Consider the following 23138-nt stretch of genomic DNA (forward strand, 5'->3'; position numbering starts at 1 on the left):
ATCGCTACGTGCACATTGATTTCAACGGAGATCGCATTGGCTTCCCGCTTTGGTCTTTCGGTTGCCCTGACCACACCCTTCGACCCGTCGGGGAAGATAGCGCTCGCGCCGATGATCGCCCACGCCCGAGCCTGCCTTGGCGCCGGTTGCAGCAGCGCGACGCTGTTCGGCACCACTGGCGAAGGGGCCTCGGTCGGCACCGACGAGCGGCGGATCGTCACCGAGGCCATGCTGGCGGCCGGTATTCCGGCACATCAGCTCGTCGCCGGAGTGCTGGTCGATGCAGCCGAAGATGCCGCCGATCAGGCCCGGCACGCTTTGCAGCGCGGCGTTCGCAACATTCTGCTCGCCCCGCCGAGCTACTTCAAGAATGTCGGCGAGGACGGGCTGTTCGGATGGTTTTCCGCCGTCTTCGCCGCACTCGGTCCGCTGGCGCGCGACGTGCTGCTCTATAACATTCCCTCAGTCACCATGGTGCCGCTCCCGCTTGGGCTGATCGGCCGGCTGCGCACCGCTTTTCCCGCTGTGGTGGCCGGGGTGAAGGATTCCGGCGGGGACTGGAGCTACAGTGAGGCGCTGCTTGAAGCGCACAGCGATCTGGTGATCCTCATCGGCGACGAACGGCATCTGGCGAGAAGCGTGCGCCACGGCGGACAGGGCGCGATTTCCGGCATGGCTAATTTTGTTACCGCCGAAATCCGCGCAATGGTCGAAGACGGCCGCGACGACCCACGCGTCGAGGACTTCGTGCTCGAATTGCTCAAATACCCGGTCACGCCGGCGGTGAAGGTCATGGTTGCGCGCAAGACCGGCGACGAGCGCTGGCTGGCGGTCCGCCCGCCCCTGGAGGCGATCGATCCGCAAGGACAGCGGCAGCTTGCCGCGGCTTACGACAGGCTGTTTGCGACAGAGGCGGCCTGACCGACAAGGCCGGGCTGACCGATAAGGAAGCGAGCTGAAGTGGAAGACGGCAGCGAACCGATCACTCTCCGGGAGAAGGCCTATGCCAGCTTCACGCGGCATTTGCTGGCCCGCGATCTGCGGCCGGGGCAGTTCGTGTCACAGCGCGAATTGGTCGCTTTCACCGGACTGCCGCTGGGTGCTATTCGCGAGATCGTCCCGCGTCTCGAGGCTGAGGGACTGCTGACCACCATCCCGCAGCGCGGCATGCAGATCGCGCATATCGACATCAATTTGATCCGCGAGGCGTTTCAGTTTCGGTTGTTCATGGAACGCGAGGCAGTGGCGTTATTCACGACCAGCGCTTCTGACGCCGAACTTGCCCGCATGCGGCGCGAACATGAGGAGATGCTGGCTCAAGCTCTGGGACAGGCGCCGACGCCGGAAATGGAAGCCAAGGCCCAGAACATCGACTGGGCCATGCACGACACCTTCATCAATGCGCTCGGCAACGAGATTATCGCCAAGGCCTATCTGGTCAACTCGGTGAAAATCCGGCTGATCCACCAGGAGCGTTTCCGCATCGATGGACGTGTGGTGCCGGTGATGCGCGAACATTTGGCCGTCATCGAAGCCATGGAGAGCCGCAATTCGCAAAAGGCGGTTGAAGCGATCAGTCTGCATATCGACAATGCGCGCCGGCTGGCGCTCCAGATCTGAGGAAATATAGCCGCGCCGCAGTTCGCGGCGCATCCACAACGACAGCAACCGGGAGGAAGAAATGTCGTCCAATCTGTTCAACCCAACCAGGAGGCAACTCCTTGCCGGAACCGCAGCGCTCACCGCCGCCGGCCTTGTGGGGCTTCGCCCCGGCTTTACCGCAGGCGTTGACTGGAAACGCTTTGCCGGGACGACGCTTGACGTCAATCTGGTGAAAAGCCCGCGCAGCGACACCATCCTGAAATATCTCGCCGAGTTCGAGGAACTGACCGGCATCAAGGTCAATGCCGAGGCGACGCCCGAGCAGCAGCAGCGCCAGAAGACGGTGATCGAGTTGAGCTCGGGCAAGCCGAGCTTCGACGTCGTGCATCTGAGCTACCACGTGCAGAAGCGCCAGTTCGAGAAGGGTGGCTGGCTGGCCGACATCGCCGGCTATCTCGCCGATCCGTCGCTCACCGACCCGGCGCTTGTCGAAAGCGACTTCGCCGAAGCCGGCATGCTGTTTGCCAAGGACGGCCAGGGCGTGCTGCGCTCGCTACCGTTCTCGGTGGACTACTGGATCCTCTATTGGAACAAGGAGCTGTTCGAGGCCAAGGGCCTCAAATACCCCGAGACCTTCGAGCAACTGGTGGCCGCCGCCGAAGCGCTGACCGACCCCTCGACCAATACATACGGGTTCGTCGCGCGCGGGCTCAAGAACGCAAACACGCCGGTGTGGACGTCGCTGATGCTCGGCTACGACATGACGCCGCTCGACGACAAGGGCAAGCTGCGCACCGAGGCCCCCGAGGCGATCGAGGCTGCCGCGCTCTATCAAAGATTGATGACCAAGTCCGCCCCTCCGGGCGTCACAGGGTTCAATTGGGCCGAAGCACAATCTGCCTTCCTGCAAGGCAAGATCGGCATGTGGCTCGACGGCGTGGGCTTTGCCCCGCCGATGGAAAATCCGGAAAAATCGAGGGTGGTCGGCAAGGTCGGTTACGGCGTGATGCCCAAGGGTCCCAAGGCGCATGCCTCGGGCACCTTCGGCGACGGGATTGGCGTTACCGCCGCCAGCGAGAAGAAGGAGGCCGCCTATCTGTTCTGCCAGTGGGCGGTATCGCCAACCATGGGCGCGCGGCTGTTGCAGGCCGGCGCCGGTGTTCCGTTCCGCAAATCCGTGCTGGAGGATCCCAAGGTGCGCGAAGGCGTCACCATGCCGGCAAGCTGGCTCGATGCCGTGGTCGGCTCGGGCAATATCAGCCGGCTGGCGCTGCCGGTCATTATCCCCGTCACCGAATTCCGCGACATCTATGGCGTGGCGCTGACCAACATGATTGCCGGCGCCGATCCCGCCGCGGAGCTGAAGAAGGCCACCGAGCAGTTCCAGCCGGTTCTCGACAGGAGCGAGCAGGGCTGATGTCGGCCACCACCCCAGAACAGACCGGGGTGACGATGCCGGTTATCGACGGGAGCCAGACGATCCGGCTGGCTCCCAACTACTGGCCTTTCGTTGTCCCCGCACTCGTCGTCGTCGGCGCAGTCATCGTCTTCCCCTGGGCTTTCACCCTGTGGATGAGCGTCAATCGCTGGACGCTCGGCCAGTCGCGGAGCTTTGCCGGGATGGAAAACTATCTCCGCCTGGCCAGCGACCCACGGTTCTGGGAATCCCTTGTTCATACATTGACCTACACCTTCCTCTCGGTTGCAGCGCCGATGCTGCTGGGCACACTGGCCGCCCTGATCTTCGACGCCAGGTTTCCGCTGCGCGGCCTGCTGCGTGGCGTCTTCGTCATGCCGATGATGGCGACACCCGTTGCCGTGGCACTGGTCTGGACAATGATGTTCCATCCTCAGCTTGGCGTGCTCAACTACCTGCTGTCGCTGGTCGGCATCCCGGCTCAGGAATGGATATTCAACGCCAACACGGTCATCCCGTCGCTGGTTGCGGTCGAGACCTGGCAGTGGACGCCGCTGGTCATGCTGATCGTGCTTGGCGGGCTGGCCTCGGTGCCGCGCGAGCCCTTCGAAAGCGCCGAGATCGACGGCGCGAATGCCTGGCAGCAATTCCGCTATCTCACTCTGCCGATGATCGCGCCGTTCCTGATGATCGCGGTCATCATCCGCACCATCGATGCCTTGAAGAGCTTCGACATCATCTATGCGATGACCCAGGGCGGGCCGGGAACGGCGTCGGAGACCATCAACATCTATCTCTACAACACCGCCTTCTCCTACTACGATATCGGCTACGGCTCGGCCATGGCCGTGGTGTTCTTCATTGTCATCGTGGCCCTGTCGTTTGTCCTGCTGATGCTGCGCCAACGCTCGCAGTGGATCGATACGGAGGGCAAATAGATGAGTTCACGGCTGCTCAACCAGATCGGTCTGTTTTTCGCTGCCCTGGTTTTCGTCTCGCCGGCGATCCTGTTCTTCCTCTGGATGATCTCGCTGTCGCTGAAATTCGAGATCGATAACGGTGCCTATCCGCCGATCCTGGTCCCCGAACGCTTCGCCTGGTCGAACTATGTAAAGGTGTTCGAGGAGAACAATTTCCTGCTCTATCTCTGGAACTCGGTTCTGGTGACCGGCACGGCGACCTTGCTGGCGCTGTTGATCGGCGTACCGGCCGGCTATGGCATCGCACGGCTAAAGGCTGAACGGTCGGCGGTCGTCATCATGATCGCCCGCATGACGCCTGGGCTATCCTATCTCATCCCGCTGTTTCTGCTGTTCCAATGGATCGGGATCCTCGGCACGCTATGGCCGCAGATCATCATCCACCTGGTTGTGACGGTGCCTATCGTGGTCTGGGTGATGATCGGCTATTTCGAGACCACGCCGATGGAACTGGAGGAGGCGGCCAACATCGACGGCGCCAGCTCCTGGCAGGTTTTCCGGCTGGTCGCCCTGCCCATCGCTAAGCCGGGCATCGTGGTGGCCTTCATCCTGTCCGTGATCTTCTCGTGGAACAATTTCGTCTTCGGCGTGGTGCTCGCCAGCCGTGAGACGCGCACCCTGCCGGTCGCCGTCTACAACATGCTGTCCTACGAACAGGTCAGCTGGGGGCCGCTCGCCGCGGCGGCGCTGGTGGTGACGTTGCCGGTGCTGATCCTGACCATGTTCGCGCAAAGGCAGATCGTCGCGGGGCTGACCGCCGGCGCCGTCAAGGGCGGCTGAGGGCGGATCCGGACATCACTCTTTTCTGGGAAAGATCCAATGGCATCGGTAACGATCAACAACGTGCAGAAGGCCTTTGGGGCCACCAAGATCATTCACGACGTCAGCGTCGATATCGCCGACGGCGAATTCGTCATCCTGGTCGGCCCGTCGGGATGCGGAAAATCGACGCTGCTGCGTATGATTGCGGGGCTTGAAACGATCTCAGGCGGGAAGATCGCCATCGGCGAGCGTATGGTCAACAACCTGCGTGCACGGGACCGGAACATCGCCATGGTGTTCCAGAATTATGCGCTCTATCCGCATATGACTGTTGCCGACAATATGGGCTTTGCCCTCAAGATCAAGAAAGCCGACCCGACCGATACCGCTGGCCGGGTCAGGAAGGCAGCCGGCATCCTCGGCCTGGAAAAGCTGCTTGACCGTTATCCGCGCCAGCTTTCGGGCGGCCAGCGCCAGCGCGTCGCCATGGGCCGCGCGATCGTACGCGACCCACAGGTCTTCCTGTTCGACGAGCCGCTCTCCAACCTCGATGCCAAATTGCGCGTCCAGATGCGCGGCGAGATCAAGGCCCTGCACCAGCGGCTGGGTACCACGACGATCTATGTCACGCACGACCAGATCGAGGCCATGACTATGGCCGATAAGATCGTCGTGCTGCATGACGGCCTGGTCGAGCAGATCGGCGCGCCGCTGGACCTCTACGACCGTCCGGCCAACCTCTTCGTTGCCGGTTTCATCGGCTCGCCCGCCATGAACTTCATTGCCGGCCGCATCGAGGAGGGCGTGTTCCGCAGCGCCGGCGGGTTGATCCTGCCGTTGCCGGAAGGCGCCCAGCCGGCGGATGCCGCAGGACGCGAACTCGTCTACGGCATTCGCCCGGAACATATCCGGGCGACGGGGCAAGGTATGCCGGGCACGGTCACGCTTCTCGAGGCGACCGGCTCGGAAATCTTCGCCAGGGTCGACTGCTCCGGTGAAGAAATCTCCTGCCTCTTCCGAGAAAGGCTTGCGCTCAAGCAAGGCGAAGGGATGCGGATCGAGATCGACCGCGCATGTGCGCATCTGTTCGACGCCGAAACTGGTCGGCGCATCTGACTCGGTGGTCCGATTAATGCGTGGTCGGCCTAGGTAGGCAACGCGAATTCACCGGCGAGTTCGATGGCGCGGCCTTCGCGGGCCGATCTCTGGGCGGCGAGACCCATGACGACGGCCCACCAGCCGTCTTGCAAGGTCACTTCCACTTTGCCTTGTCCGCACACCGCAGCGGTGAAGCGGGCGTGCTCGAAATAGGTCGAACCGTTATGGTCGCCTGCCTCGAGCAGCCGGGGGTCGACGGGAATCTCCAGCAGTCGTGGTCCAGGCGGATTGCGCGGACTGACGATCAACTGGGGCACTGGCGCAGGGCCAAGGTGGGTCGGCCAGAAACGGCCTGGTCCGGGCACCAGACATTCGATCTTTCCGTCGCCGCCGACAGCGCAGAGTTCCTCCTGGTAGCGGCTGCCCTCGGCAAACATGCACAGTTCCAGCATGGCGCGCGTGCCGCTCGCGAAATCAACCAGCACATAGCCATGGTCAAGGATATCCGGCCTCTCACCGCCATAGCGTTCGTCGAGATGGTTTACGGCTTGTCCAGCGCTCGCCATCACGCGGACGGGATCCGATTCAAGGATCAGCCGCATCAGGTCGAAGAAGTGGCAGCACTTCTCGACGAACGTGCCGCCGGTGTTGCGGTTGAAGCGGTTCCAGTCGCCGACCTTGGCCAGAAACGGGAAGCGGTGCTCGCGGACCGTCAGCATGCGGATGCCGCCGGTGGCGTGGCGCGCCTGCTCGACGAATGCGGCGACGGGCGGCATATAGCGGTATTCCATGGCCACCCAGACGAGCGGAAGCCGCGCTTTCAACACCGCGATCCGCCCCTCGTCGGCGGTCTCGGTGAAAAGCGGTTTTTCCACCAGCACAGGCAGCGGTCGAAGTGCGGCGATCTGCTCCATCTGACTGAGGTGATGGTGGTTGGGGCTGGCGATCAAGACGCAGTCCACCTCGTCCATCGCCAGCAGCTCGGCGATCGATGCCGCCGATCGCGCGCCCGACGCCGTCGCCAGCGCCGCCGCCAACATGCCGGGGTCCGGCTCGAAGATCGCGGCCACATGCGCGTCGGGCAACAGAGCGATGTTGCGGATATGCTCGCGGCCCATCATGCCGCAGCCGATGATGCCGTAGCCGATTGATGATCTGGTCACGCTGCGTCTTCCTCCGGCCTATCTGAAACGCGTGACATACCGCGCCGCGCCCGGATCGAACCAGCTGCGGGAATATTCCGCGCTGGCGCCGTCGCCAGCCCAGGCGATACGTTCTATGAACCCCACGACCGTCCCCGGCGGTGGCCTGAACTCGAGCGGGGCCCAGTCCGGCGCAGGCGCGACGGCGACACGGTCTTCGGCGCGAACGATCGAAAAGCCGAGCGCAAGCCGGTAATGGAGATAGAGGGATTCCGACAAATCCTCGCGCTTGAGCCGCTCGGCGCGGCTGACGTCGAGCCAGATCTCCTCGACTGCGGCCGGCTCGCCGTCGAGCCGTCGCAGCCGGCGTATGCGGTGGGCTTCGCCGGCGCTGCCGAATTGCGGCAGGTCGGCGGGCTTGGGCAGCCGCTCGACGGACAGCACGTCGGCACTCGGCAGGCCGCCACCGCCGATGCGCTCCAGGCGAAAGAAGGCATAGATCCCAAGCAAGTCGCCGCGCGCCCGCACATAGTTACCCGAGCCCTGGATGCGGTCGAGAAGGCCCTTTTCGGTCAAATCTGCCAGCGCCCGCCTGAGCGTGCCGACGGCAATCCCGAGGCTCGCGGCCATCTCGCGCTCGGGCGGCAGCCGCGCCCCGTCGGCCAGCCGTCCAGCCGCGATTTCGCGGATCAGCATTTCGCTCGTCTGCAAGTGCACAGGCAAGGGGCCACGCATCTGGCTGGATCGGTGGCCGGGGTCAGCCCTTGTCAAATGCATCCGGTGTTCCAATCGCATCCCGGTTTCGGGTTTGGCTCCAAATTGATACAGTATTGATCTACATCAAAACGAATGCTACGCAAGCCCTATTCGCAGCTCCGGACGTCATTGAAGAGTGGCCCGGACGTCTTTTCTGAAGAGTGGAAATGAGCACCGTCCCAATCACCTCGCCGGATCTCGATGCTGCCGAAGTCTCGTGGTTCGCCGCACTCTGCTCGGACGACTACCAGTATCTCGGCGTGCCGGACGGCGCGCTGCGCTCGAGCTGGGCGCATTGCTCCGAGATCGTGAAGACGTCCGAGGAACTCGGTTTCCGCAACATCCTGTGTCCGTCGTCCTATCAGGTCGGCCAGGACACGCTGAGCTTCGTTGCCGGCTGTGCGCCGATCACGTCGAAGATCAATCTGCTTGCCGCTGTGCGCTGCGGCGAGATGCAGCCAATCATGCTGGCGCGCACGATTGCGACGCTGGACCACATGCTGGAAGGCCGGCTGACGGTGAACATCATTTCATCGGACTTTCCGGGCGAGACAGCCGACAGCGCCTACCGCTATCGCCGTTCCCGCGAGGTGGTGCAGATCCTGCGCCAGGCCTGGACCAGGGACAGCATCGATTTCGAGGGCGAGGTCTATCGCTATAACGGGCTCTCGACGGCACCGGCGAAGCCCTATCAGCAGAATGGCGGTCCGCTGCTCTATTTCGGCGGTTATTCGCCCGACGCGCTCGAGCTTTGCGCCGAACAGTGCGACGTCTACCTGATGTGGCCGGAAACCAGGGAGGAGCTTGCCGGCCGCATGAGAGCCGTCCACCAACGCGCCGAGCGTCATGGGCGGACGCTCGACTATGGCCTGCGCGTCCACATGATCGTGCGCGATACCGAGGCCGAGGCAAAGGAATATGCCCGGGAGCTGGTTTCGAGGTTGGACGACGAGCAGGGCAGGGCGATCCGCGAGCGCGCGCTCGACGCCCGATCGCTCGGCGTATCGCACCAGGCCAGGAACCGCCAGATCGCCGACGCCGAAGGCTATGTCGAGCCGCATCTGTGGACGGGCGTCGGGCGGGCGCGCTCTGGTTGCGGCGCGGCGCTGGTGGGCTCGACCGATCAGGTTCTGTCGGAAATCGAAGCGTATATGAAGATGGGGATCCGCGCTTTCATCTTTTCCGGCTACCCGCATCTCGACGAGGCGCGTCATTTCGGCACCAAGGTGTTGCCCCAGCTCAAGACATGCTCGCTCCCGCACGCCTATGGCCGGGTGCCGGAACGGATCCCGGCGACACCACTGGGAACGGGAGAGCGCCGCTGATGGAGCATGTCGTGTGTGATCCCCGCCTTTTGCGCAACGCCTTCGGACGTTTCGCCACCGGCGTCACGGTCGTCACCACCGGCACGGCCGACGGCCCGGTCGCGATCACTGCCAACAGCTTCTCATCCGTGTCGCTCGATCCGCCGCTGGTGCTCTGGTCAATCGGCCGCCACTCGCGCCGGTTCGAAGCCTTCGCCAATTCCGCGCACTACGCCATTCACGTGTTGGCGGAAGATCAAATCGATCTGTGCTGGCGCTTTTCGAAGTCGGGGACGGACTTTGCCGATCTTGACCTGTCGTGGAGCGAGCACGGCGTGCCATTGCTGCCGCGCGCACTGGCGCGGTTCGAATGCAGCGTCGTCGACCGCTTCCCGGCTGGCGACCATATGATCCTGCTTGGACGTGTCCTTGAACTGGAGACGCAAGAGGGTTTGCCGCTGCTCTTTGCTAGCGGCAAGTCGCGCGCTCAAAAGGCCAGCTGATGACCGCCGCTTCGGGCTGGTGCCGTCGACTGGCGAACCACGAGATTGCAGGCAAGTTCGACGCGACGCGGCGGCGACCCCGAATGGGCCATATCGTCGAGCAGCAGGCTAAGCGCCGCCGATCCGATCTCGCGCATAGGAATGTGCATCGCCGTCAGCGGCGGATTGCAGAAGGCAGCGAGCGGCAAGTCGTCCATACCGACCACGGACACGTCGCCAGGCACCGAGTATCCGGCCTCCTGGACGCCGGCGATGGCACCAAACGCCAAGCTGTCGCCAGCCGTCAGCACGGCGGTGAAATCGAGGCCGCGGGCCGCGATGCGCTCGCTGACGGCCCTGCTCGCAAGTTCCGGCAGCCAGTCCTGCACCTCGACCACGAAGTCGTCGAAGCCGGCAATGCCGGCCGTGATCAGCGCGTCGCGCCAACCTTCGTAGCGCCGCTCGATCGTGCGCCGGCCACGCCGCATCAGGAACAGGATGCGGCGGTGGCCGAGGCCGATCAGATGCTGCGCCGCAAGCATGGCGGCAGAGCGATTGCAGGGCGTCACGCTCGAATGGCGCATCGAGGGATCGTCGCCGTTGACGAGCACGATCGGTTTGGCGAATCCGGCTGTCAGCGTCAGCACATCGTCATCGTCCAGCGTCAGAAACAGGCAACCGGCGACGCTGTCGTCGCGCTCGGATTCACGCAGCAGCGCGATTTCGTCCTCGGGCGCCGAAACCGGCCGGGTCACCAGTTCGACGCCCAGCAACCGGGCACGCTCGTTGAGCCCGTCAAGGACATGGTAGGTGAACTGATTGCGGGCACTGTCCACCATTGCCACGCTGCTTGCGGCCAGGATGACCTTGCGGCCGGCAACCGAGGCGGGAACGGCATAGTTCATCGACTTCGCCGTTTCGATGATCTTGGCACGAAGCTCATCCCTCACGCCACCGACGCCGCTCAGCGCACGAGAGGCGGTGCTGACCGACACGCCGCAACGCGCCGCGATCTCTTCAAGTCGAATGCGGCGGCTGGGGCGGCCGCGCTTGCCCTGGATATTCATCCGCTCCGTCACCTCCGGCAAAGTCATCCGATTAATGCAAAAAATTTTCAGATTGCGCAAGAAAAATGGCTGTGAAACAGTTCCGATGAAGCGGGAGAAACGGGAGGAGTGATGCCGCTATCGGCCGAACGCCTGAATTCCGCGCTTGCCAGCCTCGTGGCCGGCATGACCGGCTTGCGTCATGACGGGCGGTTCCATGAGCCGAATCTCGACGGCACGCCGGGCGACTATGTTAGCTTCGACAGCTGGGAATGGCCGCAAGGCGTCGGGCTCTACGGGCTGGTTCGGCTGTGGGCGCAGACCGGCGACGATCGGCTGCTGCAGACGATCGAGGCCTGGTATGACCGACGCATCGCTGCCGGTCTGCCTGCGATGAACGTCAACACCACCGCGCCCCTTTTGGCGCTAAGCGAATTGTGGCGGCGCCGGCGCCAGCCGCGCTTCGAGCCGGTGCTGCGCGAATGGGCCGAGCGGGTCGCCACCGCCTTGCCGCGGACGCCCGAAGGCGGTTTCCAGCATGATGTTTCGGACCGGGTCAACGACGACGAATTGTGGGACGACACGCTGTTCATGGTGGCGCTGTTCCTCGCATCGTATGGCCAGGCTGCCGGCCAACGTCGCTTCGTCGAAGAAGCAGAAAGGCAATTCCTGGTCCACGCCCGTTATCTCGCCGACCCGGCATCAGGGCTGTGGTTTCACGGCTGGACGTTCGCGGGACGGCACAATTTCGCCCGTGCGCGTTGGGCGAGAGGCAATGCCTGGATTACTGTCGGTATCCTCGAACTGGTGGAGTTCGCCGAAATTGCGCCTTCGGTCCGGGCCTATCTGCTCGGCGTGCTGGAGACGCAGATCAACGCCCTGCTCGAGGTGCAGGCAGGTTCGGGAGCATGGCACACTCTGCTCGACGACCCGACGTCTTACGAGGAGATTTCCGCCACGGCCGGCTTCGGCTACGGGTTGATGAAGGCCGCGCGGCTCGGCATCGGCTCGACAGAGTGCCGTGCCGCCGGCCTCCGCGCCTTGGAAGCCGTGGTGGCCAACATCGATGACAAAGGTGTGGTGGCGAACGTGTCCTATGGCACACGCATGGGCGCCGACCTGCAGTTCTATCGCGATATACCCATCCATCCGACGGGCTACGGGCAGGCGCTGGCCATTCTGTGCCTGACCGAAGGGGCGCGGCATCTGCAGTCGAAGGTGGAGGCGGCATGATGCGGACGCTCTATGGCGCGTCGCCGGCCGATATTGCCGGCATGGACACGGACCGGTTGAGGGCAGAGTTCCTGGTCGACGGCTTGTTCCGGCCTGGCGCGATCGAATTCGTCTACACCCATGTCGACCGCATGATCGTCGGTGGCGCGGTGCCGCTGGCCAACCCGCTGGCATTCGGCAACGGGGCCGAAGTCGGCACCCCGCTCTTCTTTGACGCGCGCGAGATGGGCATCGCCAATCTCGGCGGCAATGGTGCGGTCGCGGTGGACGGCCGGCGCTTTCCCGCGGCTAACCGCGACATCGTCTATGTCGGACGCGGAGCGCGTGAGGTGACGCTGGCGAGCGACGATCCGGAGAGGCCGGCACGCTTCTACATGAACTCGGTGCCGGCCGGCGCCGATATTGCGCACCGTCTCGTCGTCAGCAGCGAAGCCAAGCCGCTTGTGCTCGGCGAGGAGGCTCGTGCGAACAGGCGCACGCTGCGCATGTACATCCATCCCGAAGTGGCCCCGTCCTGCCTCTTGCTGATGGGGATCACCGACCTCGCGCCGGGCAGCGTGTGGAACACGATGCCGCCGCATCTGCATGAGCGGCGCATGGAAGCTTATTGCTACTTCGACCTCGCCGAAGCCGACCGTGTAATCCATCTGATGGGCCGGCCAGACAAGACGCGCCACCTGATGGCCGCTGACGGTGACGTTGTCCTGTCGCCCGCCTGGTCTATCCATATGGGCGCCGGCACCGGCCCCTATGCTTTCGTCTGGGGCATGACCGGCGAGAACCAGGCCTACACCGATGTCGATCCAGTTGCCGTGAAGGATTTGCGATGAGCGAGGCCGCGCAAAGCGTTCGGACGGATTTTACGCTGCGCCGGCCGCTCATGGCGGGGCAGCCAATCGTCTATTGGCGGCTCGGGTCTATCGCCGAGCAACGCTACGACGTGGCCGACCAGCCCATGCAAGGCGAGATGGATCCCTTCTTCTTCCTGACCAAGCACAAGAATTTCATTCCGCATGAATATCCGTGCCGCACGCGGTTCGCGGCGGAACGACGCGGCAAGCGACCACAGGTCAGCGCCGAATTCGGCGCCGAGCGCCTCTGGCTGCCCTTCGCCTCGCCGCGCATCGACCTATCGGGCTTCTGGTTTCGGCCGACGGTGCTTGGAACCTGGGTCGAGACCACCATCGAGGTGGCCTCGAGTGGCGAGGTGATGGTGCGGCTGCGCACATGCGGCGGCGCCATACTCTTTGCCAATGGTGAGGAAGCCGGCTGGATGGCGCCCTACGGCCGCAATCTGGAAAGTGCCGAGCACTTCAAGATCGCGCTGAGGGCCGGCCGCAACGACATTCGCATATGGTTCGACGATCTCGCCGAGCGCGATGCCCGCTACTATTTTCAGCTCGACTATCTATCCGGTCCGGCTGCTTCGGTGGCACTGCCGATCGAAGTCGAGAGCGGCGTTGCCGATGCGATGGAAGCAGCCCTCGACGACATGCATTTCGAGCGTCCCGCCTATGACGGCGGCGAGGTGGCGCTCGTCACCGGCGTGGCCCTGCCGCGCGACGCGCAAGTCGAGGTCGAGATCGAGGGCGATTTCATGTCGATCGAGACGCCGGTGCGCTTCGCCTTCGATCTGCCGGCGGGCCAGACGCGGCTGCCGATCGCCGATGCCGAGCAGCTGCCGGCCGACTTTCGCCATTTCAAGGTGACGCTTACGGTCGCAGACCATGCCGTATCGCGTGTCTTCGGCGTCGAGATATGCCACGCGCGCCGTCAGGGCGAGGCGCCGGAAACGCTTACTGCGCGTATCGATGAGGCCTTGCGCGAGGTCGCCGGTCACGCCGAGGCCGACACCGTGCGCGCGCTGGCGCGCCTGGCGATCGGACAGCAGGGCTCCGAGACCGACGCCATGATCTCCGGCACGCTGCCGGCGATCGAGGATTGTCACGATTGCGCCGACTTCATCCTGGTGCCGCTGTTGTGGTGCCGCAAGGCCTATGGCGATCGGCTGGAAGCGAGCCTGCGCGCGCGCGTCGACAACGCCATCCTCGGCTATCGCTACTGGATGGACGAGCCCGGCAATGATGTGCAGTGGTACTTCTCCGAGAACCACGCGCTGCTCTTCCACACCGCCGCCTATATTGCGGGAGTGCTGTTGCCCGATTCACGGTTCGTGCGGTCGGGCCGCCTTGGCCGCGAACAGTCCGCGGTTGGAGCCGCGCGGGTACGCGCCTGGCTCGACCATTTCGAGGCATGGGAGATGGCCGAGTTCAACTCGGCGCCCTATTTCCCGATCGACCTCAAGGGCCTGTGTGCGCTCTACGCGCTGGCCCCGGACTGGGACATCGCCGAACGTGCTGGCAAGGCAATCACACGCCTGCTTGAAATCGTCGCCCGCTCGGCGCATCGCGGCATCCTCACCGGGGCGCAGGGCCGCTCCTATGAGCACACGCTGCGCGCGGCGCGTTCCCTGGAATTATCCGGCATCTGCCGCATGCTATGGGGCAAGGGCAATTACGGCATGCGCTTTCACGCGCTGCCGCAGCTGGCACTCTGCCTGCGGGATCACGATTTGAGCGTTCCGGAGGGGTTGGCAGCAATTGCTTCCCTTACCGGCGATGCGGCGTGGGAATGGACTTTTGCGCAGGGACAAGACCGCTTCGCGCGGCTCTACCACTATAAGACGCGCGACCATGCGATGGGCAGCGCCGCTGGTTACCGCTGGAATCAATGGGGTTATCAGGAGACCGTCATTCACGCCCGGCTCGGCAAGAATCCGGATGCGCAGATCTGGATCAACCACCCCGGCGAAGTGCTGCAGTCGGGATATGGCAGACCATCATATTGGGGTGGCTCAGGCACTTTGCCCCGGCTCCACCAATACCGAGACCTCGCCGTCGTCAGCTTCTCTTGCTCGGATGAACAGCCCGACTTCACGCATGCCTGGTTCCCCGCACGTGCCTTTGATGCCGTGCAAGTGGGTGGCGATCGGGCGTTCGCGCAATCGGGCGAAGCCTTCGTCATGCTGAAGACGGATGTTCCGCTCACGCAGGTCGTGGCCGGCCCGACGGCCGGCAACGAGTTGCGGGCGGCGGGACGCAGGACGACATGGATCGTCCGCCTCGGTGACCGGAATGCCAATCTGCCGGTCCTCGACGCCTGGGCGGGCGCCTTTGCCGGCCTGTCGGTGCGGTCGGGTCCCGACGGCGAGTTGATCGTTGAGGATCCTGAGTACGGCACGGTGCATTTCCTCGCCGACGCAAGGATCGTGGCTGAGGGACGTATACTCGATCCGGCCAACTGGACCGTGCGCGGCGAGGCGATGCGCATGAAGCAAAGAGAGTAGGGAGGAAATCGGCTGCGACGCTCAAGAGGAGAGGGCGTGGCCGCTTGAACCATCGGGGCGCCGCCCCGGCAAAGGAGGAGACGAAGCATGAATAAGACCCGCACTTTGGTGGCCGCGCTATCGGTCAGTCTGCTCGCATCGACCAGCGCGTTTGCCGGCGACGTGCGCATCATGTGGTATTCGGACGGTGTCGAAGGCGATGTCATCCAGGACATCCTGAACCGCTTCATGAAGGACAATCCCGACATCCACGTCACGCTCGACAACGTCGCCTACAAGGTGATCCAGGAGCAGTTGCCCATCCAGCTCGAGGCCGGCCAGGGCCCGGACATCGCCCGCGTCACCAACATCAAGGAGCTTGCCCAGCACTGGCTCGATCTCAGGCCACTGCTGGCCGATCCGAAATATTGGGAGGACAATTTCGCCGACACGCTGGACTGGATGCGCCCCGACGGCTCCAACGCCATCCCGGGTTTCATGACCCAGCTCACGCTCACCGGCGGTTTCGCCAACAAGACGCTGTTCGAACAGGCCGGCGTGCCGCTGCCCGGCGACAAGGCGACCTGGGACGACTGGATCAACGCCGCCGCCGAGGTGGCGAAGAGCCAGCAGCTTCCGGCTGCCTTCGCCATCGACCGTTCCGGTCACCGCATTTCGGGTCCGAATGTCTCCTTTGGAGCGAACTATATCGGCCCCGATGACATGCCGGCGAAAGTGGACGACGGCACCAAGGCTTTCGTCGGCAAGCTCGTCGACTGGACCGCCAAGGGCCTGATGCTGAAGGATACGTGGGTGTCGGCGGCAGGCTCGACCTACCGCGCGGCCGCCGATGACTTCATCAACGCCCAGATCCCGTTCTACTATTCTGGCAGCTGGCAGGTCGCCAATCTGTCGACCAAGATCGGCGACAGTTTCGACTGGGTGGCAACCGGCTCGCCCTGCGGTACCGCAGGCTGTTCGGGCGTGAAGGGCGGCGCGGCGCTGGTCGCCATCAAATACACGAAGAATCCCAAGGACGTCGCCAAGGTCATGGATTATCTGGCCCGTGAAGACGTGGTGAAAGAATTCAGCGAGCGCACGCTGTTTCTGCCCGCGCACAAGGGCGTCGTAGACAAGGGCGGGCTGAAATGGGTCTCTGCCGACAAGAACGTCGGTCCGGCGCTCGACAAGTTCGTCAAGGCGGCGGGTGAAACCCTGCCGGCGGCCGATGCACTGCCGCCGTGGAAGTGGGCCAACGCTTACTTCGCCGCGCTGGTGACGCGCGTCAGCCAGGTGATGGCCGGCGAGCTCAGCCTCGACGATGCCTGGGGCAGGATCGACCAGGATATCGCCGACAAGGTTGCCGAGGCGAAGTGACCGCCGCCGCGACACTGAAGGCATGGATTGGCGCCGCCCTCGCGGGGCCGGTCGTGTGGCTGGCGTCGATCATCAACGTGCCGCTGAAGTTCTGGCAGCGCGCGACGGGCACCGGCGGCATGGCCGCGTTCTTCCTCGCCCCAAACATGGCGATCTTCGGCATTTTCGTCCTGGTGCCGATGATCATCAACTTTTTCTATTCGGCCACGTCAGGAACGGCCTACTTCCTGCAGGACCGAACCTATGTGGGGCTCGAGCAATACCAGCGCCTGCTCGATTGCGGCAACTACCTGGACACTGCGACTTGCCACGAGGATCTCTTCTGGAAGGCCGTGCACAATACCGGCCTGTTCGTCGTCGTGCAGGTGGCGCTGATGACGGTCGTGTCGATGGCGACGGCGTTGATCCTCAACCGCGAGATCGTCGGGCGTAGCTTCTGGCGCGCGGTGTTCTTCTTCCCGGTGCTGTTGTCGCCCGTCGTCACCGGCCTGATCTGGCGTTGGATCCTGCAGCGCCAGGGCCTGCTCAACCTGATCGTCCATGATATGGGCGGCGAGCCGCACAATTGGCTGACGGACCGTTTCTGGGCTTTCACCGCCGCGGTCAGCGTTTCGGTCTGGGCCCATATGGGCTTCTATACGCTGATCCTGCTTGCCGGATTGCAGGCGATCCCGCGCGACCTTTACGAAGCGGCCGAGATGGACGGCACCAAGCCGGCGCGGGTGTTCTGGCGCATCACGCTGCCGCTGCTGATGCCGAATCTGCTTGTCGTCATCGTACTGACGCTGATCCGCGCTGTGCAGATCTTTGACGAAGTCTATGTGCTGACGGGTGGAGGGCCGGGAACCTCGACCCTCTATATCACGCAGTACATCTATGAGATCGGCTTCGCCTCCCTGCTGCGCAATCCGGGGCTGGCTTCGGCGGCTTCGATCCTGATGGGGTTGGTGCTGGTCGTGCTCACCTTGGTTCAACTGCAGGTCGGACGCCGGGGTGAGCGGAAAGGAGCCCGCGAATGAGCCGGGTCGTGACATTCCTGACCCGCAGGCGCGGCGGTCGCGGCTGGCACTGGACGGATATCGTGAGCTGGCTGTGGCTGCTCGGCGGCGTTGTCATCATGTTCGGTCCGGCCGTCTGGCTGGTGGGTTCGTCATTCAAGACGCCCGCACAGCTCGCCGAGTTCCCGCCGACCATAATGCCTTATGTCAGCCAACAGGCGAGGGTTGAAGGCTACGAAAAGCCGCTGGCCCTCTACAGGGTCAAGCTGCCGGATGGTTCGACCAAGGTGCTGGCCGAGGTGCGGCGCATCGGCATCATGGCGCAGATGGTGGACCCGCAGGCGCCGAACGATGTGGTCAAGGTCAACATCGCCGACCGGCAGCCGGTACGCGAAATCGGCTTCGCGACGGAGAACTACACCGAGCCCTTCGTCCATTTCGACTTCCTGCGCTATCTGCGCAATTCGGTATTTGTGACGGCAATGGCGACGCTGATCACGCTGCTCACCAATTCGATGGCCGCCTTCGCCTTGTCGAAATATAAGTTCCGCGGCCGCGATCTGACGATGCTTGTGATCGTCGGTACGCTGATGGTGCCGCTGTCGGTCATCCTGGTGCCGCTCTATTCGGTGGTGGGCGCCGTCGGGCTGCTCGATTCGCTGTGGGGCGTGATCTTGCCGACCGTGGCGACGCCGACCGGCGTCTTTCTGCTGCGCCAATATATGCTGACCATTCCCGACGAGTTGCTCGATACGGCGCGCATGGACAACGCTTCCGAATGGCAGATCTACTGGCGGATCGTATTGCCGCTTGCAGCACCGGCGCTCGCCGTGCTGGCGATCTTCTCGGTCGTCTGGCGGTGGAACGACTTTCTGTGGCCGCTGGTGGTGCTGTCGCGCAAGGAACTCTACACACTCCAGGTCGGCCTCAACACCTATGCCGGCCAGCTAAACGTGCAGTGGCACTACATCCTGGCGATGACAGTCGTGACGATGATCCCCGTCGTCCTCGTCTTCGTCTTCCTGCAGCGTTACATCACTTCCGGCATTGCCGGCACCGGGCTGAAGTGAGGATGTCATGGGACGGATAACGCTGACCAACATCGATCGCGCTTACGGCAAGATGAAGATCTTGCACGGCATCAACCTCGACGTCGGTGACGGCGAGATGCTGGTCCTCGTCGGCCCGTCGGGTTGCGGCAAGTCCACGCTGCTGCGGCTGATTGCCGGGCTCGATCGGCCGACCGACGGCAAGATCGAGATCGACGGGGTCGACGTCACCAACGTTTCGGCCGCGCAGCGCGGCCTGGCGATGGTGTTCCAGTCCTACGCGCTCTACCCGCACATGAGCGTGCGCCAGAACCTCGCCTTCGGGCTCGAAAACATCCGTATGCCGAAAGCCGAGATCGACGCGCGGATCACGGAAGCGACGCGCATGCTGGAAATTGCTCCCTATCTGGACCGCCGGCCCGGTCAATTGTCGGGCGGCCAGAAGCAGCGCGTCGCGATCGGCCGTGCGGTGGTGCGCAATCCGACCGCCTTTCTGCTCGATGAACCGCTGTCCAACCTCGATGCCGAACTGCGCATCACCATGCGCGCTGAACTGGCGGGCCTGCACCGGCGGCTGGCAACCACGATGGTCTACGTCACCCATGACCAGATCGAGGCGATGACCCTGGCGGACCGCATCGTGGTCATGCGCTCGGGGCGGATCGAACAGGTCGGCCGGCCGCTCGATCTCTACAACGCGCCGGCCAACCTGTTCGTCGCCGGCTTCATCGGCGCGCCGCGGATGAACCTGCTGCCGGTAAAGGTGCGTTCGGCAAGCGCCGCCGAGGTGCGTGTCGAAGGTCCAGGCGGGCTGTCGGCCTCGGTCGCGGCCGACGGAGTCGCGCTGAAACCGGGGGACGACGCGACGCTTGGCATCCGGCCACACGACATCCAACTTTCGAATGGCAGCAAGGGATCGGTGGAAGCGCGGGTAACGCTGGCCGAGGCGTTGGGACCGGAAACCGTTGTCCACGCCACCATTGCCGGCGACAGCAAACTTATCGCCGTTCTCAAGCAGCAGGGGGTTGAATCGCAAGGGCCGCCGATCAACCTCGCTCTGCCGTCGGAGCGTATGCATCTCTTCGATGCCGCCGGGCTGCGTGTCGCACCGCGTTAGCCGGAGGCAAGATAGCGGGTTGCTTTCATGAACCGTCGTGACTGCCGCACAGCGAACGCGTGTTGCGCGCATGTCAAAATAGGTGAACGTTAAGACAACCGAACTCTTCAAGAGGGCGCTCTCTGCGATCATTGCTGCCACGGTCTTCGGCGATACGGAGCTCGGCGCCGGCACGTTCGCGCGCCTGAGGAATCCGGCTGACTGATAATACGACCTGTGCTGAGGTTCAGTACGAACCACCGATCAGGGCAGATGGGATGTTCGTCCGCGTGATAGCGGCGAGGCCGTGAAATCCGCGATCGTTCTGCAGTTCTGCTTTGTTGCAGAACCGCAGCTCGACGGAGACGTTCTCGTGAAACTGTACTGCGCACCATGGGCTTCCAGCCTTGGCGAACATCTCGCTCTTCGGGAGGCGGATACCTCCTTCGATAGCGAGCGCATCGACCGGGTGTCGAGGCAATCATGAGCCGAGCCCGCAAGATCGCAATCGTCATCGTTGCCCTTATGGTGATTCCAATGGCAGCTATATGGAGCTGGCAATGGTTCACGCGGGGCCGGTTCGAGGAAACGACCGATAACGCCTATCTCCGCGGAGACATTACCAGCATCGCTCCGAAGCTTGCCGGTTACGTCGTCGAAGTCGACATAGACGACAATGCCAGTGTGTCTAAGGGTGCTGTCCTGTTTCGCATCGACGACAGCGACTACAAGGCCAAGGCGGAGCAGGCGAAAGCCAACGTCGCCGCTCGGCAGGCGGAAATCGCCAACATCAAGGCGACCCGTGAACTGCAGGACGCATTGATCGCGCAGGCTGAGGCGCAGAAGCAATCTGCCGCAGCCGACCTGCAATTCGCCCGCGCCAACCTGAACCGCTACGTCACGCTGCAGAAGAACGGGACCGCAAGCGATCAGAAGCTGCAGGATGCGCAGGCCGGCCATGACAAGGCAAAGGCATCGCTGGACGGCACAGAGGCCAATCTGCTGGCTCAAAAGTTGAAGCTCGGTGTTCTGGATGCACAATTGTCCGGTGCGCAGGCAGCCCTGTCGCAGGCACAGGCAGCGCTCGACCTGGCAATGCTCGACCTGGCCAACACCGTCGTGCGGGCCCCGGTCGACGGCATCGTCGGCAATCGCCAGATCCGTGTCGGCCGCTATGTCAACCCAGGGACAGCAGCCCTGGACATCGTTCCGGTTAACGATGTCTGGATCGTCGCCAATTTCAAGGAAACACAGCTGAAGCAGGTTGAGATCGGCCAACGCGTCCGCGTCATGGTTGACGAATATCCAGATCTGCAAATCGACGGCTTTGTCGACAGCTTCGCTCCCGGCAGTGGCGCGGCATTCAGCCTGCTGCCGCCGGACAATGCCACCGGAAACTTCATCCGCGTCGTCCAACGCGTGCCGGTCAAGATCAGGATGACGCGCAATCCGTTGCCCGGCCGCCTGGTTCCGGGACTCTCGGCTCGTGTTGCCATCACCGTCGGCACCAGGGATGCTCCGGCAGTAGCGCAGGAAATGCAGACAGGCGGGACCGCGGACGGGCGCTCAGCACAATGATGCACCTCGCCGAAACGGCGGCTGTGCAGCGCCATCCCGGCACCCTGCGCGCTTGCTTGATAGCAACCGGCGTCGTGCTTGCCGCCTTCATGGACGCGGTCGCATCCACCGCACTGTCCATCGGCCGGATCGACATGCTCGGCGACACCTACGCAACGTTGGACGAACTGGCGATGATCGACGTTGTTTTCATCGCGGCCAAGCTGACGGCGTTCCTTGTCGCTCCGCTTCTTGTGACAGCAGCCAGGCCGACCGCCTGCCTGCGCGCGGGGGTTGTCGCCCTTCTGCTGGCATCCGCGACCTTGACGTTGTCGGTGGACCTCACCTGGATTTGCATCTGCCGCATTGTCCAAGGACTGGCCGGCGGCACAGTTCTCGTCGCCGGCCAGACACTACTGTTCTTTCGCTTCCCGCACCGGCATCAGCCCGTCGTTCAGGCGGTTTTTGCCGTAGGCGCCGTCATGGCTCCGACGACCGTCACGCCGGCCCTGCAGGGCTGGCTTGTCGATCATCTGACCTGGGAGTGGATATTCCTGAGCATCAGTCCGCTCGGCATCGTCTCCCTTCTCCTTCTGGCGGCGGACGGCGATCAGACCTTTTGGCGGAAAACCAGGTTTCCTGCCGTCGGGATATTGTTGCTCGGCATCAGCGCCGCGCTTTTGACCTACGTCCTGCTGCAAGGCAGCAGGTTCAACTGGTTCGACGACACCGACATCACCTTCCTTGCCGCAACCGGTGTGACGGCCGCCGGCCTTCTGGCCGTCTGGGAGACCCGCTTTCGTTCAGAAGGCTCACTGCTGGCCATCTCGCCCCTTGGCAATCCGGACTTTCGCTTCGGCCTGCTCGTCAGCTTCGTCGCCGGCTCTGCTCTTTCAAGCAGCGCCTATCTCATTCCGGCTTTTGCCCTCAACGTGCTCGATTTTACCGCCACGGGCGCAGGAGTGCTTCTGCTGCCCAGCGGAGCCATGCTCGCGCTTGGACTTCTGTTGTCCGGCTTCGTCATCCAAAGGACCGGGATGCGCCCGATCACGCTTGCGCCATTTGGCATTCTGCTCTTCGCAGGCGCCATGTGGATGCTGTCCGCTTCGACGAGCGGTAGCGGATCACCGGACCTGACCCTTGCTCTGCTGCTGCGAGGATTCGGCCTCGGCCTTCTGTTCGTGGCACTGACGCTGGTTACACTGCAGGGCCTTGCCGCCAATGCGCTGCCGTTCGGCATCGGGCTGTTCAACTTCGGCAAGCAGGTGGGCGGTCTGACCGGCACAGCCCTCTTGCAAACGTATGTTGATCACCAGAATGCCCACAATCGGACGATACTGGCGTCCCACCTCGTCAATGGCGATCCAGCCGTAGACCAGCGCTTGAGAGCCACTGCGAACGCTCTGGCGAACAGTGTCGACGGCACTGCGGCGACCAAGGCCGCCCTGCCGCTGCTGCAGCGCGCGCTTGAGAAGCAGGTCGCCACGATCTCGTTCGACGAAGCTTTCTTCGCGCTCGTCCTGCTGTTCGCGGTCGCTGCTCCCTGTCTCATTGTCGCCAAACAATTGCTCGGCCGCCAAGCCGCTCCGCAGAACTAAACCGCGTACAGGTTCTATACTTTGGAACAGATGTATTGGACGGGAGAGGTTTCCAGATTACCCCAAGAGCCGTGTTAACCGGACGAGACAGGGATGACGAATGCAGAGGTTTTTCCGGTTTCACTCTGCAGCCGACGAAGAGGCAGCCGAGCGTCTTACCTGTCCGGCTCGTATTCCCAGTGGTAGGTCTTGATGCATCGATCCGCGTCGCTCCTCGCGCGAGGCGATCGTTAGGGCCCCTGTAGCAGCGATATCTGCGCGCAATGCATGGATTTCCATGAGATGCAGCCGAGGCATGGCGGGCCTAGATTTAGGC

At 63.4% G+C, this 23138-nt stretch carries 20 protein-coding genes; 17 read left to right on the forward strand and 3 right to left on the reverse strand.

The features are described from left to right. The first annotated feature begins 36 nt into the window (after positions 1 to 36). From AC0L2X_RS02050 to AC0L2X_RS02075, 6 genes are all read left to right on the forward strand, one after another. Entirely contained in the window at positions 37 to 921 is an 885-nt protein-coding gene (locus AC0L2X_RS02050; RefSeq protein ID WP_473553428.1) for a dihydrodipicolinate synthase family protein, read from the forward strand. A gap of 39 nt (positions 922 to 960) precedes the next feature. After that, the gene (locus AC0L2X_RS02055; RefSeq protein WP_352489644.1) at positions 961 to 1620 is read left to right on the forward strand and encodes a GntR family transcriptional regulator; all 660 of its coding nucleotides are present in this window, start codon (positions 961 to 963) and stop codon (positions 1618 to 1620) included. A 61-nt stretch (positions 1621 to 1681) separates the two neighbouring features. Continuing rightward, positions 1682 to 3019: an extracellular solute-binding protein gene (locus AC0L2X_RS02060; protein ID WP_473599237.1), complete on the forward strand. Its 1338-nt coding sequence runs from the start codon at positions 1682 to 1684 to the stop codon at positions 3017 to 3019. A 35-nt stretch (positions 3020 to 3054) separates the two neighbouring features. Next, positions 3055 to 3957, forward strand: a complete 903-nt coding sequence (locus tag AC0L2X_RS02065) for a carbohydrate ABC transporter permease (RefSeq protein ID WP_245274609.1) — start codon at positions 3055 to 3057, stop codon at positions 3955 to 3957. Continuing rightward, positions 3958 to 4779 carry a carbohydrate ABC transporter permease gene (locus AC0L2X_RS02070; RefSeq protein ID WP_473553430.1) on the forward strand — a complete coding sequence of 274 codons (822 nt, stop codon included), beginning with the start codon at positions 3958 to 3960 and terminating at the stop codon, positions 4777 to 4779. It begins immediately after the preceding gene. Between the two features lie 39 nt (positions 4780 to 4818). Then, positions 4819 to 5877: an ABC transporter ATP-binding protein gene (locus AC0L2X_RS02075; protein WP_473553431.1), complete on the forward strand. Its 1059-nt coding sequence runs from the start codon at positions 4819 to 4821 to the stop codon at positions 5875 to 5877. 29 nt (positions 5878 to 5906) lie between these two features. Here AC0L2X_RS02075 and AC0L2X_RS02080 read toward each other — a convergent pair whose 3' ends face one another. Both AC0L2X_RS02080 and AC0L2X_RS02085 read right to left on the reverse strand, forming a co-directional pair. Next, positions 5907 to 7022: a Gfo/Idh/MocA family protein gene (locus tag AC0L2X_RS02080; RefSeq protein ID WP_473553433.1), complete on the reverse strand. Its 1116-nt coding sequence runs from the start codon at positions 7020 to 7022 to the stop codon at positions 5907 to 5909. An 18-nt stretch (positions 7023 to 7040) separates the two neighbouring features. Beyond that, a complete protein-coding gene (locus AC0L2X_RS02085; RefSeq protein ID WP_473553434.1) occupies positions 7041 to 7697 on the reverse strand; it encodes a GntR family transcriptional regulator in 657 nt (218 codons plus the stop codon). A gap of 227 nt (positions 7698 to 7924) precedes the next feature. Here AC0L2X_RS02085 and AC0L2X_RS02090 point away from each other — a divergent pair, with 227 nt between their 5' ends. After that, entirely contained in the window at positions 7925 to 9082 is a 1158-nt protein-coding gene (locus tag AC0L2X_RS02090; RefSeq protein WP_473553436.1) for an LLM class flavin-dependent oxidoreductase, read from the forward strand. An 11-nt stretch (positions 9083 to 9093) separates the two neighbouring features. Then, positions 9094 to 9564 carry a flavin reductase family protein gene (locus tag AC0L2X_RS02095; RefSeq protein ID WP_473599238.1) on the forward strand — a complete coding sequence of 157 codons (471 nt, stop codon included), beginning with the start codon at positions 9094 to 9096 and terminating at the stop codon, positions 9562 to 9564. On the opposite strand, the gene AC0L2X_RS02100 is transcribed toward AC0L2X_RS02095, so the two are convergent. After that, the gene (locus AC0L2X_RS02100) at positions 9549 to 10610 is read right to left on the reverse strand and encodes a LacI family DNA-binding transcriptional regulator (RefSeq protein WP_352489651.1); all 1062 of its coding nucleotides are present in this window, start codon (positions 10608 to 10610) and stop codon (positions 9549 to 9551) included. The genes AC0L2X_RS02095 and AC0L2X_RS02100 overlap by 16 nt on opposite strands. 111 nt (positions 10611 to 10721) lie before the next feature. On the opposite strand from AC0L2X_RS02100, the gene bglB reads away from it, so the two are divergent. The 9 genes from bglB to AC0L2X_RS02145 all read left to right on the forward strand — a co-directional run bounded on the left by bglB (position 10722) and on the right by AC0L2X_RS02145 (position 22822). Further along, positions 10722 to 11822 (forward strand): beta-galactosidase BglB, encoded by a 1101-nt coding sequence (bglB, locus tag AC0L2X_RS02105; RefSeq protein WP_473553440.1) that lies wholly within the window; start codon positions 10722 to 10724, stop codon positions 11820 to 11822. Continuing rightward, on the forward strand, positions 11819 to 12652 hold the full coding sequence (gene kduI / locus AC0L2X_RS02110; protein WP_473553442.1) for a 5-dehydro-4-deoxy-D-glucuronate isomerase: 834 nt from the start codon (positions 11819 to 11821) through the stop codon (positions 12650 to 12652). The genes bglB and kduI overlap by 4 nt, the downstream gene beginning before the upstream one ends. Then, positions 12649 to 15168: a hypothetical protein gene (locus tag AC0L2X_RS02115; protein ID WP_473553443.1), complete on the forward strand. Its 2520-nt coding sequence runs from the start codon at positions 12649 to 12651 to the stop codon at positions 15166 to 15168. The genes kduI and AC0L2X_RS02115 overlap by 4 nt, the downstream gene beginning before the upstream one ends. Before the next feature lie 87 nt (positions 15169 to 15255). Beyond that, a complete protein-coding gene (locus AC0L2X_RS02120; RefSeq protein ID WP_473553445.1) occupies positions 15256 to 16524 on the forward strand; it encodes an ABC transporter substrate-binding protein in 1269 nt (422 codons plus the stop codon). Next, entirely contained in the window at positions 16521 to 17543 is a 1023-nt protein-coding gene (locus tag AC0L2X_RS02125; protein ID WP_473553446.1) for a carbohydrate ABC transporter permease, read from the forward strand. The genes AC0L2X_RS02120 and AC0L2X_RS02125 overlap by 4 nt, the downstream gene beginning before the upstream one ends. After that, positions 17540 to 18592, forward strand: a complete 1053-nt coding sequence (locus tag AC0L2X_RS02130) for a carbohydrate ABC transporter permease (protein ID WP_473599239.1) — start codon at positions 17540 to 17542, stop codon at positions 18590 to 18592. Before AC0L2X_RS02125 ends, AC0L2X_RS02130 begins: the two co-directional genes overlap by 4 nt. A gap of 7 nt (positions 18593 to 18599) precedes the next feature. Continuing rightward, positions 18600 to 19688, forward strand: a complete 1089-nt coding sequence (locus AC0L2X_RS02135; RefSeq protein ID WP_473553450.1) for an ABC transporter ATP-binding protein — start codon at positions 18600 to 18602, stop codon at positions 19686 to 19688. A gap of 462 nt (positions 19689 to 20150) precedes the next feature. Beyond that, positions 20151 to 21245, forward strand: coding sequence for an HlyD family secretion protein (locus AC0L2X_RS02140; RefSeq protein WP_473553452.1), 1095 nt, complete (start codon positions 20151 to 20153; stop codon positions 21243 to 21245). A 74-nt stretch (positions 21246 to 21319) separates the two neighbouring features. Beyond that, entirely contained in the window at positions 21320 to 22822 is a 1503-nt protein-coding gene (locus tag AC0L2X_RS02145; protein WP_352489660.1) for an MFS transporter, read from the forward strand. Positions 22823 to 23138: the final 316 nt, after the last annotated feature.

It is taken from the genome of Mesorhizobium sp. WSM4828 (assembly GCF_055811175.1).

Excerpts from the sequence above, each read along its gene's own strand:
- AC0L2X_RS02060 (WP_473599237.1), top strand. The coding sequence starts at position 1,682 with ATGTCGTCCAATCTGTTCAACCCAACCAGGAGGCAACTCCTTGCCGGA.
- AC0L2X_RS02065 (WP_245274609.1), top strand. The coding sequence starts at position 3,055 with ATGCCGGTTATCGACGGGAGCCAGACGATCCGGCTGGCTCCCAACTAC.
- AC0L2X_RS02070 (WP_473553430.1), top strand. The coding sequence starts at position 3,958 with ATGAGTTCACGGCTGCTCAACCAGATCGGTCTGTTTTTCGCTGCCCTG.
- AC0L2X_RS02075 (WP_473553431.1), top strand. The coding sequence starts at position 4,819 with ATGGCATCGGTAACGATCAACAACGTGCAGAAGGCCTTTGGGGCCACC.
- AC0L2X_RS02085 (WP_473553434.1), bottom strand. The coding sequence starts at position 7,697 with ATGCTGATCCGCGAAATCGCGGCTGGACGGCTGGCCGACGGGGCGCGG.
- AC0L2X_RS02090 (WP_473553436.1), top strand. The coding sequence starts at position 7,925 with ATGAGCACCGTCCCAATCACCTCGCCGGATCTCGATGCTGCCGAAGTC.
- AC0L2X_RS02100 (WP_352489651.1), bottom strand. The coding sequence starts at position 10,610 with ATGAATATCCAGGGCAAGCGCGGCCGCCCCAGCCGCCGCATTCGACTT.
- bglB (WP_473553440.1), top strand. The coding sequence starts at position 10,722 with ATGCCGCTATCGGCCGAACGCCTGAATTCCGCGCTTGCCAGCCTCGTG.
- kduI (WP_473553442.1), top strand. The coding sequence starts at position 11,819 with ATGATGCGGACGCTCTATGGCGCGTCGCCGGCCGATATTGCCGGCATG.
- AC0L2X_RS02115 (WP_473553443.1), top strand. The coding sequence starts at position 12,649 with ATGAGCGAGGCCGCGCAAAGCGTTCGGACGGATTTTACGCTGCGCCGG.
- AC0L2X_RS02120 (WP_473553445.1), top strand. The coding sequence starts at position 15,256 with ATGAATAAGACCCGCACTTTGGTGGCCGCGCTATCGGTCAGTCTGCTC.
- AC0L2X_RS02130 (WP_473599239.1), top strand. The coding sequence starts at position 17,540 with ATGAGCCGGGTCGTGACATTCCTGACCCGCAGGCGCGGCGGTCGCGGC.
- AC0L2X_RS02135 (WP_473553450.1), top strand. The coding sequence starts at position 18,600 with ATGGGACGGATAACGCTGACCAACATCGATCGCGCTTACGGCAAGATG.
- AC0L2X_RS02140 (WP_473553452.1), top strand. The coding sequence starts at position 20,151 with ATGAGCCGAGCCCGCAAGATCGCAATCGTCATCGTTGCCCTTATGGTG.